Origin of the sequence: Scandinavium hiltneri, assembly GCF_024764835.1 — a bacterium.
GTDB classification, from domain to species: Bacteria; Pseudomonadota; Gammaproteobacteria; order Enterobacterales; family Enterobacteriaceae; genus Scandinavium; species Scandinavium hiltneri.
Genome location: NZ_JALIGE010000076.1, coordinates 760,991 through 774,235, shown reverse-complemented (window position 1 = coordinate 774,235; position 13,245 = coordinate 760,991). Strand labels below are relative to the sequence as shown.

The following is a 13,245-nucleotide window of genomic DNA, read 5'->3' as shown; positions in this document are numbered from 1 at the left end:
TTGATGATGAGTGTTGCATTTACGCCCTGGCCGGACGATTTCGCGGCCCGCTACCGCGAGAAGGGCTACTGGCAGGATCGACCGTTGACCGATTTTCTGACGCGTCATGCAGACAGTGAAAGTGTGGCGGTGATCGACGGCGATCGTCATTTTAGCTATTGCGAACTGAACGCGCGGGTGGATAACCTCGCGTCGTCGTTGCAGCGTCAGGGGCTGAAAACGGGCGATACCGCGCTGGTGCAGTTGGGCAACGTGGCAGAGTTTTACATCACCTTTTTCGCTTTACTGCGCATCGGCGTGGCGCCGGTGAATGCGTTGTTCAGCCATCAGCGCAGCGAACTGCAGGCCTATGCCGCGCAAATCGAACCGGCCATGTTGATTGCTGACCGCCAGCATGCGCTGTTTGCCGACGACGTGTTCCTTAACGCCTTCGTCGATGAGCACCGTTCCGTGCGCACGGTTTTGCTGCGTAATGACGACGGCGAACACAGCCTGGCGGCGGCGATAGCGCATCCGGCTGACAACGTCGTGGCCACGCCGACCGGCCCGGGTGAAGTGGCATTCTTCCAGCTTTCCGGTGGCAGCACCGGGACGCCGAAGCTTATCCCGCGTACCCACAACGATTACGCCTACAGCATTCGTCGCAGCAATGAGATTTGCGCCTTTGACCAGAACACGCGCTACCTTTGCGCGCTCCCCGCGGCGCATAACTACGCGTTAAGTTCCCCCGGTGCGCTCGGCGTTTTCCTCGCTCAGGGCTGCGTGATTCTGGCGGCTGACCCAAGCGCCACGCTCTGTTTCCCGCTGATTGAACAGCATCAGATTAACGTCGCGGCGCTGGTGCCTCCGGCGGTGAGCCTGTGGCTGCAGGCGATTCACGAATGGAACAGCAACGCGGCATTAGCCTCGCTGACGCTGCTGCAAGTGGGGGGCGCGCGTCTGTCGGCCACGCTGGCGGCGCGTATTCCAGCAGAAATTGGCTGCCAGTTACAGCAGGTATTTGGCATGGCGGAAGGGCTGGTGAACTACACCCGACTCGACGATTCGCCGGAACGCATTATCAACACCCAGGGCTGCCCGATGTCGCCCGACGACGAAGTATGGGTGGCCGATGCCGAGGGTAATCCGTTGCCGCGCGGCGAAGTGGGCCGCCTGATGACCCGCGGGCCGTACACCTTCCGCGGCTATTACAAAAGCCCCGAGCACAACGGCTGCGCCTTTGACGCCAACGGATTTTACGGCTCCGGCGATCTGATTTCGATCGACGAACAGGGCTACATCACGGTGCAAGGCCGCGAGAAAGATCAGATCAACCGCGGGGGCGAAAAAATCGCTGCCGAAGAGGTTGAAAACCTGCTGCTGCGTCATGACGAGGTGATTCATGCGGCGCTGGTGAGCATGGAAGACAGCCTGCTCGGCGAAAAGAGCTGCGCCTGGCTGGTCACCAAAACGCCATTACGGGCGGTGGCGGTGCGCCGCTTCCTGCGTGAACAGGGCGTTGCAGAATTCAAACTGCCGGACCGCGTGGAGTGCGTGGATGCACTGCCGCTAACGCCGGTCGGGAAAGTGGATAAAAAACAATTACGTCAGTGGATTGCGAACCGCACCCTGGCCTGAAGGAGAAGAGTATGGCAATTCCAAAACTGCAGGCCTACGCACTGCCAACCGCCGCTGATATTCCGGCCAACAAAGTAGACTGGGCGTTTGAACCTGCCCGCGCGGCGCTGCTGATCCACGATATGCAGGAGTATTTCCTCAATTTCTGGGGTGAAAACAGCGCGATGATGGAAACCGTGGTGGCGAACATCAAAGCCCTGCGCGATTTCGCCAAAAAGCACAACATTCCGGTCTACTACACCGCCCAGCCGAAAGAGCAGAGCGACGAAGACCGTGCGCTGCTGAACGACATGTGGGGGCCGGGTTTGACCCGCTCGCCGGAGCAACAGCGCGTGATTGCTGCACTCGCCCCGGATGAAGCCGACACCGTGCTGGTGAAATGGCGCTACAGCGCGTTCCACCGTTCGCCGCTGGAAGAGATGCTAAAAGAGACCGGGCGCAATCAGCTGATTATCACCGGCGTTTACGCGCACATCGGCTGCATGACTACCGCCACCGACGCGTTTATGCGCGACATCAAACCGTTTTTTGTTGCTGATGCGCTGGCGGATTTCAGTCGCGAAGAGCATCTGATGTCGCTGAAATACGTCGCGGGCCGTTCCGGTCGCGTGGTGATGACCGAAGAACTGCTGCCACTGCCTGCGTCAAAAGCGGCGCTGCGGGCGATTATTCTGCCGCTGCTGGATGAGTCCGACGAGCCGTTGGATGACGAAAACCTGATTGATTACGGCCTGGATTCAGTGCGGATGATGGCCCTGGCGGCGCGCTGGCGCAAAGTCCACGCGGACATCGACTTTGTGATGTTAGCCAGGAACCCGACTCTCGATGCCTGGTGGGCGCTGCTGTCCCGCGAGGTGAAGTGATGGCGGGATTTGATTTTCACGGCAAAACCGTATGGGTAACCGGCGCGGGCAAAGGTATTGGCTACGCCACCGCGCTGGCGTTTGTTGAGGCGGGCGCAGAGGTTACCGGGTTTGATCTGGCCTTTGACCAGGCCGACTATCCGTTCACTACGGTGAAAATGGACGTGGCGGACTCGCAGCAGGTTCTGCTGGTCTGTGCGCCGCTGCTGCATGATTTGGCGCGTCTTGACGTACTGGTGAATGCCGCCGGGATTTTGCGCATGGGTGCCACGGATACCCTGAGCCTGGCCGACTGGCAGCAGACGTTTGCGGTTAATGTTGGCGGTGCGTTCAACCTGTTCCAGCAGACGATGGCGAAATTTCGCCAGCAGCAGGGCGGGGCGATTGTTACCGTGGCGTCGGATGCCGCACACACGCCACGCATCGGCATGAGCGCGTACGGCGCGTCGAAAGCGGCGTTGAAAAGCCTCGCGCTGACCGTCGGACTGGAGCTTTCGGCCAGCGGTGTGCGCTGTAATCTGGTTTCACCAGGTTCGACCGACACCGATATGCAGCGCACGCTGTGGGTCAGTGATGACGCGGAGCAGCAGCGTATTCGCGGCTTCGGCCAGCAGTTTAAGCTCGGCATTCCGCTGGGCAAAATTGCGCACCCGCAGGAAATTGCCAGCACCATTTTGTTCCTCGCCTCGGATAGCGCCAGCCACATTACGTTGCAGGATATCGTGGTGGACGGCGGCTCGACGCTGGGGGCGTGATGATCTGGATTCGACATTTATCGCTTGAAGAACTGAACGCCACCAGTGCGGCGACGATGGTAGGGCACCTCGGGATCGTGTATACCCGACTCGGCGACGACACGCTGGAGGCCGACATGCCGGTGGATGCGCGGACGCATCAGCCGTTTGGCCTGTTGCACGGCGGCGCATCGGCCGCGCTGGCGGAAACGCTGGGGTCGATGGCGGGTTATCTGATGACCCGCGAAGGCCAGTGCATCGTGGGTACCGAGCTGAACGCCACCCATCACCGGGCGGTGTCACAGGGGAAAGTGCGCGGTGTGTGTCAGCCGCTGCACCTCGGTAAGCAGACCCAAAGCTGGGAGATTGTGGTGTTCGACGAGCAGGGGCGGCGCTGCTGTACCTGCCGGTTGAGTACCCGGGTATTGGGGTAGGCTGTACGCACCCGGTCCCTCTGCGTTTTTGCAAAGGGGCCGGGCAGAACATTACAGCATCGATATCACTCGCTTAAGCAGGCGAATTCGCGGTTCAATCGAGGCTTTATCCAGCCACTCTGCCGGGCTGTGGAAACCTGCACCAATCGGCCCTAAACCATCGAGGGTCGGGATGCCGAGTGCGGCGGTATGGTTGGCATCACTGCCGCCACCCACGGCCTGCCAGCTAATGGCAATGCCTTCCTCTTTCCCCGCTGCTTCAACGTGCTGCATCAGGCGTTGCGTCTCCTCGCTCGCCGCCATCGCCGGTTTATGGTTCACGCGGGTCAGCGTGGTGGTTACGCCGTCGAGAAACCCTTTTTCACACAGTGAGCTCAGGGCGTGATGTACCCGGTCATATTCGTCGTTTTCCCAGAATCGGACATCCAGTTCCGCTCCCGCGCTGTCCGCAACCACGTTTGCTGCGCTGCCTCCCTGGATCACGCCAACATTGAGCGTGGTGCCACGAGCGGTGTCTGCCAGCGCGTTGATGGCGAGGATGCTATGGGCAAGCGCGTTAATGGCCGAACGGCCTTTCTCTGGTTCGTTACCCGCATGTGCCGCTACGCCAGTAAAGGCGAGGTGATAACCGGCCATCCCTTTACGTGCTTTCACCAACGACCCATCGGCGCGTGCAGCTTCACACACCAGCACGCAGCGGGAGCGTTTGGCGAGCGAGCCTATCCACTCATGCGACCAGACTGACCCGGTCTCCTCATCCGGGTTCATCGCCACCGCAATCGCCAGCCTTTCTTTATCAGCTTGATTCAACCCGCGCATGGCCCACAGAATATTCAGCAGCCCGCTTTTCATATCCGAGACGCCCGGGCCGTACAGGCGGTTCTCATCTTCACTCATCGGCCGTTCGGCGACGGTACCGGGGGCAAAAACCGTATCCAGATGGCCCACCAACAGGACATCGAATTGCTCAGCTTGTGGCTTGTTGCTGACAAACAGACCCGGGCCGACCTTATCGCCCAAATCCACGCGCTCGGTATGCCAGCCTTCAGCCTGCCAGAGCGATTGCATAATCCCTGCTACCGTGGCGACACCGTCCAGCGTGCGGGTGCCGCAATCGACATTTACCAGTGTTTTCAGTTCTTCAATGTATTGATTCAGGTTCATTGTGACGTCCTGTTCAGAGAATAATGCGCATCAGCAGCATGGCTAAAAAGGCGTTGATGACCGAAATAGCAATCATCAGCGGAATACGTTTGGCGCGGGTGCCTATTACCCCGAGAATGCGGCCCAGGTACTGAACCTGAGAACCCATCAGATAGATTGCGGGGGCCAGAATCGCCAGGTGCTCGCCGGTGAGAATACCTTTATCAAATAGCCCGATAGCGACGCCGATAGCGCCGCCCATCGACATCCAGCCGCCAATCAGCACTGCGGCGGCTTCCCCTGGCAGACCAAACAGCCCCATCAGCGGTGCGAAGACGATCCCGAGCCCCTTCAGTGCGCCAGTGATTTCGAGCGCTTTGATGATGATGAACGCCATCACCACATTAGGCAGGGTACTGGTTGTCGCGATATTCCAGCCCTTGCGGGCGCCGGCGACAAAAACATCGGTAATGACCGGGTTTGCGGTGGGTGCGCTCATGAGGCTTCTCCTTGTGCGGCGGTCGCGGAAGTTGGGGTTGTGGCTTTCTTCTCTGTAAAAGTCAGGATCAGCCGCATGATATTGGCACCGACAATTTTCATAATGAACATCACGGCGACACAGGCGCCAATCGAAGTGGGAACCGCTGAGCTACCGTCGAGAGCGACCAGGGTAAACAGGATCGCACCTGAGGAGAAAAAGTTGGTGATCATCGCACCAGCAGAGAACTGGAACATGGCAAAGATATCTTTCTCTTTCTCGGTTATCTGCCCTTCATCGGCAAGATTACGGGTCAGGGAGGCGCCGACATCGGTGCTCTGCAGGCTGCCAATCAGCGCCAGCCCGGTGGTGCCGGGGATCCCCATCAGTGGGCGGAGTAGCGGGGTCAGCAGGCGACGCGCGGCCCGCAGCGCGCCGTAATGTTCCAGCACGTTGATCATACCGAGGGCGAACATCACGGCGGGGATCAGCCCCAGGGCGAACAGGAAGCCGTCCATTGCGCCATGACCGCCGCTACCGCGAAACGCGGATGTCGTTGTGGTTATCGTTTCTCCTTGTTGGTTCACGCCGCTGACAACTTTGCCGAAGGCACCGTTGAGGGTGGTGAAATCAAACACGCCATACCATTCTTTACCGCCGAGCAAGCCTGAGAAAAAAACGGCGGCAAAAGCCAGAGCGAAGTACGCACCGGGTCCAACTCTGTTTTCCTGCGCTTGTGAACTCATCTCCATTTCCTTGTAGTGGGTATGTTGCCACTTCATTCTGGCGGTAAGATGCTGAAAAAAAATGATACAAATCATTTGATAATGGCGAGAGAGAAAGCAAATGCGAAAAGTGTGACGTTCAGAGTTTTCCTGGACGGGGAAACGCAGCGGCGGAGAGTGATCGACTTAACAATGTCATGTAAATACCTCCCATCATCTCCCTTTTCCTCGGTTATCAGGTTGTTAAATCCGGAAGGGGTGTTATAGATACAAAATGTAACATCTTCCCCTCCACTGACGGAATTAGACCATGAATAACCCAGGGAAATACCTGATATGGGCCGTTCTCTCGATCGTGGGAGCCTTCGCCCTTGGCTATATTGCGCTCAATCGCGGTGAACAGATAAATGCCTTATGGATTGTCGTGGCGGCAGTCTGTATTTATCTCATTGCCTACCGTTTTTACGGCCTGTACATCGCTAAAAAAGTGCTGGAGGTTGACCCGACGCGAATGACGCCTGCGGTGCGCCATAACGACGGGCTCGACTACGTTCCGACTGACAAAAAAGTGCTGTTCGGTCACCATTTTGCGGCGATTGCCGGAGCCGGGCCGCTGGTCGGCCCGGTGCTGGCGGCGCAAATGGGCTATCTGCCAGGGATGATTTGGATCCTGGCGGGCGTAGTGCTGGCCGGGGCGGTGCAGGACTTTATGGTGCTGTTTGTCTCCACCCGCCGCGACGGGCGTTCGCTTGGCGAGCTGGTAAAAGAGGAAATGGGCGCCACCGCAGGTGTTATCGCGCTAATCGCCACCTTTATAATTATGGTCATCATCCTCGCGGTGCTGGCGATGATCGTGGTGAAAGCCCTGACCCACAGCCCGTGGGGAACGTATACCGTGGTCTTCACCATTCCGCTGGCGATTTTCATGGGGATCTACATTCGCTATCTGCGCCCCGGGCGTATTGGTGAAGTGTCGGTGATTGGCCTGGTGATGCTGGTGTTCGCCATTATTTCGGGTGGCTGGGTTGCACAGAGCCCGACGTGGGCACCGTGGTTTGATTTCACTGGCTTGCAACTGACCTGGATGCTGGTGGGCTACGGTTTCGTGGCGGCGGTGCTGCCGGTGTGGCTGCTACTGGCCCCGCGAGATTACCTGTCTACCTTCCTGAAGATCGGCACCATTCTCGGCCTGGCAATCGGCATTCTGATCCTGCGTCCGACGCTGACCATGCCCGCGCTGACGAAATTTATCGACGGCACCGGCCCGGTCTGGACCGGCAGCCTGTTCCCGTTCCTGTTTATCACCATCGCCTGTGGGGCGGTGTCGGGCTTCCATGCGCTGATTGCTTCCGGGACCACGCCGAAGATGCTGGCGAATGAAGGCCAGGCCTGCTTTATCGGCTACGGCGGGATGCTGATGGAATCCTTCGTGGCGATCATGGCGCTGGTGGCGGCTTGTATTATCGACCCGGGCGTTTACTTCGCGATGAACAGCCCGATGGCGGTGCTGGCGCCGGCCGGGACTACTGACGTAGTGGCCTCTGCCGCGCAGGTGGTCAGCAGCTGGGGCTTTGTGGTCACGCCGGATACGCTCACGCAGATTGCAAAAGAAGTCGGCGAACAGTCGATTATTTCCCGCGCAGGCGGGGCGCCGACGCTGGCGGTCGGCATGGCGTACATCCTGCACGGTTCGCTCGGCGGGCTGATGGACGTCTCATTCTGGTATCACTTCGCGATTCTGTTTGAAGCGCTGTTTATTCTGACCGCGGTCGATGCCGGTACGCGCGCGGCCCGCTTTATGCTGCAGGACCTGCTCGGTGTTATCAGCCCGAACCTGAAACGCACCGACTCGCTGCCCGCGAACCTGCTGGCAACGGCGCTGTGCGTGCTGGCCTGGGGCTACTTCCTGCATCAGGGCGTGGTCGATCCGTTAGGCGGCATTAACACCCTGTGGCCGCTGTTTGGCATCGCCAACCAGATGCTGGCCGGAATGGCGCTGATGCTTTGCGCGGTGGTGCTGTTCAAAATGAAACGTCAGCGATATGCCTGGGTGGCGCTGGTGCCGACCGCATGGCTGCTGATTTGTACCCTGGCGGCGGGCTGGCAGAAAGCGTTCAGCGCGGATACCAAAGTCGGTTTTCTTGCGATTGCTAACAAATTCCAGGCAATGATCGACAGCGGCAAGATCCCGGCGCAGTACACCGAGTCTCAGTTGTCGCAGCTGGTGTTCAATAACCGGCTCGATGCCGGGCTGACTATCTTCTTTATGGTGGTGGTCGTGGTACTGGCACTCTATTCAGTGAAAACCGCGCTGGCGGCGCTGAAGGAGGATAAACCGACGGCGAAAGAGACGCCGTACGAGCGGATGTCTGAGGATGTAGAGCAGATTGTTGCTCAGGCGAAAAGCGCGCATTAATGTGGTGTGACCCTCTCCCGGAAATGGGAGAGGGAAGTCTCAATCGGGAGCAGATATGTTCGACACACTTTCAAAAGCCGGGAAATACCTCGGCCAGGCGGCCAAAATGATGATTGGTGTACCTGATTACGACAACTACGTCGCGCATGTGCGCCTGACTCATCCGGATCAGACGCCCATGACGTACGAAGAATTTTTCCAGGAACGCCAGGATGCACGCTACGGCGGCAAAGGCGGCGCGAAGTGTTGTTAGTGTCAGGCGTTCAGACCACCATCAACGTCCAGGCCGGTGCCGGTGATTTGCCCGGCGGCGGGGCTGACGAGGAACGTCACAGCGGCGGCGATATCTTCCGGTTTACCGTAATGGCCAATCGCAATTTGTTGGCGCTGGCCCTCAGCCTGTTCGCCGTCGGCCGGGTTCATGTCACTGTCGGTCGGCCCGGGATGCACCAGATTGACGGTGATGCCTTTCGGGCCTAAATCGCGGGCCAGCCCACGGGTGAACGAGTTCAGCGCTGATTTGCTCATCGAATAGACCGAGATGCCGCCAAACGGCACGCGGTTCGCCAGACAGCTGCCGATATTAATGATTCGTCCACCCTGACCAAGATGGGCCAGCGCGGCCTGGGTCGCAATCACGACGCCGCGAATGTTCACCCCAATCACCGCATCAATATCTTCCAGCGACATCGATTCCAGCGGGCCGTCGCGGGCTATCCCTGCGTTGTTGACCAGAATATCCAGCCCACCCAGGGTTTCGGCTGACTCATTAACCGCCTGCACGATAGCGTGTGCATTGCTGCTGTCTGCCTGAATAGCATGGCCTTTGCGGCCCAACGCGCGGATTTCTTCCACCACCGCCTGCGCCTTATCGGCTGATTTTTCGTAAGTGATAACCACGTCAGCGCCAGCGTTCGCCAGTGAAAGCGCAATTGCACGCCCGAGCCCGCGGCTGGCCCCGGTCACCAGCGCGCGTTTACCTGTCAGAGAGATATGCATAGTTGCCCCAGAGTGAGTGATGAACATGGATGAGAGTCCTCATTAGGTATAGCGCTCGCCCCGTTCGGCCACCAGATTAATATCGCTGTTGCTCATTTGTTATTGATCTGTGTATTATCGTTAGCCTGAAATATGTCTAGGTGTCTGGATGGCTAATTATGGGGGTATGCAGCGAATGTTAGACAATCGCCTCGAGATGCGCGACATCAGCCTGGCCTTTTCCGGTTTTAAGGCCCTGACGCAGGTGACCTTTACCCTCACCGGCGGGTCGGTTCATGCCCTGACAGGGGCCAACGGCGCAGGCAAATCGACGCTGATGGCGGTGCTGTGTGGCACTTACGACCACTATGACGGCGAGATTTTTCTCGACAATGAACCGGTGGTGATCCGCTCTCCGCGCGATGCAAAAAAAGCGGGTATTCATTTGGTGCAGCAGGAAGTGGACGTGGCGCTGGTGCCGGGCCTGTCGGTGGCAGAGAACATCATGCTCGACCATCTGGCCGGGCCGGGATACCGCTTTAGCTGGCGGCAGGTGCGTCAGCAGGCGAAAGCGGCGTTGGCGCAGCTTGACGTGCAACTCGATGTGAAGCGCACCATCGACAGCTGTTCTCTGGCAGAGAAACAGCAAATTTTGCTGGCACGCGCGCTGTCGCACCACTGCCGTTTTCTGATCCTCGACGAGCCGACCGCCCCGCTCGACAGTCACGAAAGCGAACGCCTGTTTACGGTGGTCAGACGCCTGCAACAGCAGGGCATTGGCGTGGTGTTTATCTCCCACCGCATTCACGAATTAAAAGCCATTTGCGACACCCTGACGGTGCTGCGCGACGGACGCTTAATCGAAAGCGGGCCAATGGCGGCGCTGAGCGGTGAGCAAATTGTGGAAAAAATGCTGGGCCACGAGCTGACCGATATTTTCCCCCCGGCGCGCCCGGCTTACAGCGACGACGTGGTGTTGCAGGTCGACGGGCTGCATGACGAACATCTGCTACAGGACATCTCTTTGCGGCTGCGTAAAGGCGAAATTCTGGGCATCGCCGGGTTGGCGGGGGCCGGGAAAACCGAATTGTGCAAGGCGCTGTTTGGCGCCAGTAAAAGCCGCGTTGAGCGCGCCGAGCTGAACGGGCAGCCGTGGCGGCCGCGTGACCCGGCGGATTCGGTGCTGCGTGGGCTGGCGTTAGTGCCGGAAGAGCGGCGCAAAGAGGGTATTTTCATCGATGAGTCTATCGGCATGAATCTGGCTGTGGGGGCAGATAACAGCTTTTCCCGCTGGAGTCTGTTCGGGCATCGAAAAGCCTGGCGTTGGGCGGAAGAGGTTATCGCCCGCGTCGGCATTCGCACCACCGGCCCGGGGCAGACGCTGCGCAGATTGTCGGGCGGTAATCAGCAAAAAGTGGCGATTGGCAAATGGCTGCGCGGCAACGCCAACGTGCTGATTTTTGACGAGCCGACCAAAGGCGTGGACGTTAAAGCCAAAACCGACGTGTTCAACCTGATTGACGGTCTGGCCCGCGAAGGCAAAGGGGTGATTTACGCCTCCGGCGAATTTGCGGAGCTGGTCGGTTTATGCGACCGGATCTGCGTGCTGTGGGACGGCAAGATTGTGGCAGAAGTGGCGGGCGCTGAGGCCCGCGAAGAAACCCTACTTTATTACTCCACCGGAGGAGCGGCGTCGTGAGCAAGGCCCTGACAGTTAAAGCGGCGGCTTCGGGCCGTCAGCAGTTTTTCGATTTTCTCTATAAGTGGGGCATGTTGCTGACCGTGGTGGCGCTGGTGGCCATTTTCGGCCTCGCGTCGGACAATTTCCTCGATCCGTTTAACATCATCAACATTCTGCGATCGATTGCCATCGTGACGGTGATTGCCGTTGGCGTGTCGATTTCCCTCACCGTCGGCGGCTTTGATTTGTCCGTCGGTTCGACCGCGTCGCTGGCGAATGCGCTGGTGATTTCGCTGTTCGTCTGGCACGGCTTTGGCACTACCGAAGCGATTGTGGTCACGCTGCTGCTGTGCACGCTGGTGGGGCTGTTTAACGCTTTTTTGATCGTCATTCTGCGCATTCCCGACATGCTCGCGACGCTCGCCAGTCTGTTCGTGGTGCAGGGCGTGGCGGCGACCTACAGCTTTGGCGGATCGATAACTGAAAACATGGTGCTGCCGAGCGGCGATATGGCGGAAGGCACGATCCCGGCGGCCTTTGGCCTGCTCGGCCAGGTACCGACGATCGTGATTATCATGCTGGCGGTCACCGTGGTGGCGCAGCTGGTGCTGTCGCTGACCACCCATGGGCGCCGGATGTATGCGATTGGCGGCAACCCGGAAGCGGCACGCCTGTCGGGGCTTCGTACCACGCGCTACAAAGTGGCGGCCTACGTGATTGCGTCATTGCTTGCCGGACTGGGCGGCATTCTGCTGGCATCACGCATCGGCTCGTCGCAGGTGAATGCGGGCAGTGGCTACCTGATGGATGCGGTCGCGGCAGCGTGGATTGGCTTCTCGCTGGCGGGATCGGGTAAACCCAACGCGCTTGGTACGCTGGTGGGGGCGGTGATCCTGGGCGTGCTGTCGAACGGGCTGGTGATGCTGTCGGTGCCGTATTACGCGATGGACATCATCAAAGGTCTGGTGCTGGCTGGTGCTCTGGCTCTGACCTATTTCCAGCGCCGGACATAACCATTCGGACATAACAAAAATTCAGACATAACAACAATCAGGGTAAACATAATGAAAAAAATCACGCTGTCACTCATCGCGCTCGGGTTGCTCAATTCCGTCGCCGCCTATGCCGAAACGCCAACCCCGGTTCCGGCGGCGATCGCCAACCACAGCGGCCCAATCCGCATCGCGATTGTGCGTAACCTCGGTTCAGACGACAACACCACACAGTTCGTTTCCGGTGCCATACAGGAAGGCAAAAAGCTCGGCTTCAAAGTCAGCACCTTTCTGAGCAACGGCGACGACGCCAAATTCCAGGACTTCGTCAACCAGGCCATCAGCCAGAAATATGACGGGATCATCCTGTCGCAGGGCCGCGATCCATACTCCACCGAACTGGTGAAAAAAGCGGTCGATGCAGGCATTAAAGTGGCGGTGTTCGATACCGCGGTGAACGGCGAGATCCCGGGCGTGACCGTCACGCAGCAGGATGACGCCTCGCTGACCGATCTCTCTTTCGGCCAGTTGGTGAAAGATTTCAACGGCAAAGCCAACATCATCAAACTGTGGGTGGCCGGATTCCCGCCGATGGAACGCCGCCAGGCTCAGTATCAGACGCTGCTGAAGCAGAATCCAGGCATTCACGAACTGGAGTCTATCGGGGCGGTTTCTTCTGATGTGCAGGGTGACACCGCCAATAAAGTCGGCGCGGTGCTGGCGAAGTATCCGAAAGGCAAAATCGACGCTATCTGGGGCACCTGGGATGCGTTCAGCCAGGGCGCGTATAAGGCGCTGAAAGAGAACGGTCGCACTGAAATTAAACTCTACAGCATCGACGTTTCAAACCAGGATTTACAGCTGATGCGTGAAGCGAACAGCCCGTGGAAAGTGAGCGTGGCGGTGGATCCTAAGCTGATTGGTGCCACCAACGTACGCCTGATTGCCAATAAAATCGCCGGAGAACCAACGCCTGCGACCTACGATTTCAAAGCGGCAGCCATTCCTCAGGCGCTGCTGGCGGCGCAGCCGGGTGCGGTGAACGTGGCAAGTTTGGGCAAAATCGTTCCAGGCTGGGGCCAGACCGAAGATTTCGTCGCACCGTGGTTTGCCACACTGGAAGCGAAAAATAAATGAGTGAGCTGCCGACTCCCGATTATGGGTTGAGTTCAGTGGGCACCCTC

General features: G+C 58.7%; 13 protein-coding genes. 9 read left to right on the top strand and 4 right to left on the bottom strand.

Annotation, left to right across the window (positions count from 1 at the left end; genetic code table 11):
• Positions 1-6: 6 nt before the first annotated feature.
• From entE to entH, 4 genes are read left to right on the top strand one after another with little or no spacing between them, the layout of a single operon-like run.
• Complete coding sequence (entE, locus tag MUU47_RS21185; RefSeq protein WP_258990114.1) at positions 7-1,617, top strand: (2,3-dihydroxybenzoyl)adenylate synthase EntE; 1,611 nt, start codon at positions 7-9, stop codon at positions 1,615-1,617.
• Positions 1,618-1,628: 11 nt separating this feature from the next.
• Positions 1,629-2,480 (top strand): isochorismatase, encoded by an 852-nt coding sequence (locus MUU47_RS21180; protein ID WP_258990113.1) that lies wholly within the window; start codon positions 1,629-1,631, stop codon positions 2,478-2,480.
• The gene (gene entA, locus MUU47_RS21175) at positions 2,480-3,235 is read left to right on the top strand and encodes a 2,3-dihydro-2,3-dihydroxybenzoate dehydrogenase EntA (RefSeq protein ID WP_258990112.1); all 756 of its coding nucleotides are present in this window, start codon (positions 2,480-2,482) and stop codon (positions 3,233-3,235) included. The genes MUU47_RS21180 and entA overlap by 1 nt, the downstream gene beginning before the upstream one ends.
• Positions 3,235-3,648, top strand: a complete 414-nt coding sequence (entH, locus tag MUU47_RS21170; RefSeq protein WP_258990109.1) for a proofreading thioesterase EntH — start codon at positions 3,235-3,237, stop codon at positions 3,646-3,648. Before entA ends, entH begins: the two co-directional genes overlap by 1 nt.
• 51 nt (positions 3,649-3,699) lie before the next feature.
• Here entH and MUU47_RS21165 read toward each other — a convergent pair whose 3' ends face one another.
• Genes MUU47_RS21165 through MUU47_RS21155 form a run of 3 tightly spaced genes read right to left on the bottom strand, consistent with a single transcriptional unit; the run spans position 3,700 to position 6,021 of the window.
• Complete coding sequence (locus MUU47_RS21165; protein ID WP_258990108.1) at positions 3,700-4,812, bottom strand: M20 family metallopeptidase; 1,113 nt, start codon at positions 4,810-4,812, stop codon at positions 3,700-3,702.
• A gap of 13 nt (positions 4,813-4,825) precedes the next feature.
• Positions 4,826-5,290, bottom strand: coding sequence for a YjiG family protein (locus MUU47_RS21160; RefSeq protein WP_159754593.1), 465 nt, complete (start codon positions 5,288-5,290; stop codon positions 4,826-4,828).
• Positions 5,287-6,021 (bottom strand): nucleoside recognition domain-containing protein, encoded by a 735-nt coding sequence (locus tag MUU47_RS21155; protein ID WP_185153729.1) that lies wholly within the window; start codon positions 6,019-6,021, stop codon positions 5,287-5,289. Before MUU47_RS21155 ends, MUU47_RS21160 begins: the two co-directional genes overlap by 4 nt.
• A gap of 283 nt (positions 6,022-6,304) precedes the next feature.
• On the opposite strand from MUU47_RS21155, the gene cstA reads away from it, so the two are divergent.
• Together cstA and MUU47_RS21145 are read left to right on the top strand one after the other, a co-directional pair.
• On the top strand, positions 6,305-8,410 hold the full coding sequence (cstA, locus tag MUU47_RS21150; RefSeq protein ID WP_258990107.1) for a pyruvate/proton symporter CstA: 2,106 nt from the start codon (positions 6,305-6,307) through the stop codon (positions 8,408-8,410).
• A gap of 55 nt (positions 8,411-8,465) precedes the next feature.
• Positions 8,466-8,663, top strand: a complete 198-nt coding sequence (locus MUU47_RS21145) for a YbdD/YjiX family protein (RefSeq protein WP_258990106.1) — start codon at positions 8,466-8,468, stop codon at positions 8,661-8,663.
• Between the two features lie 2 nt (positions 8,664-8,665).
• On the opposite strand, the gene MUU47_RS21140 is transcribed toward MUU47_RS21145, so the two are convergent.
• Positions 8,666-9,409 (bottom strand): 3-oxoacyl-ACP reductase family protein, encoded by a 744-nt coding sequence (locus MUU47_RS21140; protein WP_258990105.1) that lies wholly within the window; start codon positions 9,407-9,409, stop codon positions 8,666-8,668.
• A 175-nt stretch (positions 9,410-9,584) separates the two neighbouring features.
• Between MUU47_RS21140 and MUU47_RS21135 the strand changes: the two genes are divergently transcribed.
• The 3 genes from MUU47_RS21135 to MUU47_RS21125 are packed head-to-tail and all read left to right on the top strand — an operon-like array spanning position 9,585 to position 13,198.
• A complete protein-coding gene (locus tag MUU47_RS21135) occupies positions 9,585-11,087 on the top strand; it encodes a sugar ABC transporter ATP-binding protein (RefSeq protein WP_258990104.1) in 1,503 nt (500 codons plus the stop codon).
• A complete protein-coding gene (locus MUU47_RS21130) occupies positions 11,084-12,082 on the top strand; it encodes an ABC transporter permease (RefSeq protein ID WP_258990103.1) in 999 nt (332 codons plus the stop codon). The genes MUU47_RS21135 and MUU47_RS21130 overlap by 4 nt, the downstream gene beginning before the upstream one ends.
• Before the next feature lie 51 nt (positions 12,083-12,133).
• Positions 12,134-13,198, top strand: a complete 1,065-nt coding sequence (locus MUU47_RS21125; protein ID WP_258990102.1) for a sugar ABC transporter substrate-binding protein — start codon at positions 12,134-12,136, stop codon at positions 13,196-13,198.
• Positions 13,199-13,245 lie beyond the last annotated feature (47 nt).

What these genes read in the sequence shown, in the direction of transcription:
- entE (WP_258990114.1), top strand. Translation starts at nt 7, where the DNA reads ATGAGTGTTGCATTTACGCCCTGGCCGGACGATTTCGCGGCCCGCTAC.
- MUU47_RS21180 (WP_258990113.1), top strand. Translation starts at nt 1,629, where the DNA reads ATGGCAATTCCAAAACTGCAGGCCTACGCACTGCCAACCGCCGCTGAT.
- entA (WP_258990112.1), top strand. Translation starts at nt 2,480, where the DNA reads ATGGCGGGATTTGATTTTCACGGCAAAACCGTATGGGTAACCGGCGCG.
- entH (WP_258990109.1), top strand. Translation starts at nt 3,235, where the DNA reads ATGATCTGGATTCGACATTTATCGCTTGAAGAACTGAACGCCACCAGT.
- MUU47_RS21165 (WP_258990108.1), bottom strand. Translation starts at nt 4,812, where the DNA reads ATGAACCTGAATCAATACATTGAAGAACTGAAAACACTGGTAAATGTC.
- MUU47_RS21160 (WP_159754593.1), bottom strand. Translation starts at nt 5,290, where the DNA reads ATGAGCGCACCCACCGCAAACCCGGTCATTACCGATGTTTTTGTCGCC.
- MUU47_RS21155 (WP_185153729.1), bottom strand. Translation starts at nt 6,021, where the DNA reads ATGGAGATGAGTTCACAAGCGCAGGAAAACAGAGTTGGACCCGGTGCG.
- cstA (WP_258990107.1), top strand. Translation starts at nt 6,305, where the DNA reads ATGAATAACCCAGGGAAATACCTGATATGGGCCGTTCTCTCGATCGTG.
- MUU47_RS21145 (WP_258990106.1), top strand. Translation starts at nt 8,466, where the DNA reads ATGTTCGACACACTTTCAAAAGCCGGGAAATACCTCGGCCAGGCGGCC.
- MUU47_RS21140 (WP_258990105.1), bottom strand. Translation starts at nt 9,409, where the DNA reads ATGCATATCTCTCTGACAGGTAAACGCGCGCTGGTGACCGGGGCCAGC.
- MUU47_RS21135 (WP_258990104.1), top strand. Translation starts at nt 9,585, where the DNA reads ATGTTAGACAATCGCCTCGAGATGCGCGACATCAGCCTGGCCTTTTCC.
- MUU47_RS21125 (WP_258990102.1), top strand. Translation starts at nt 12,134, where the DNA reads ATGAAAAAAATCACGCTGTCACTCATCGCGCTCGGGTTGCTCAATTCC.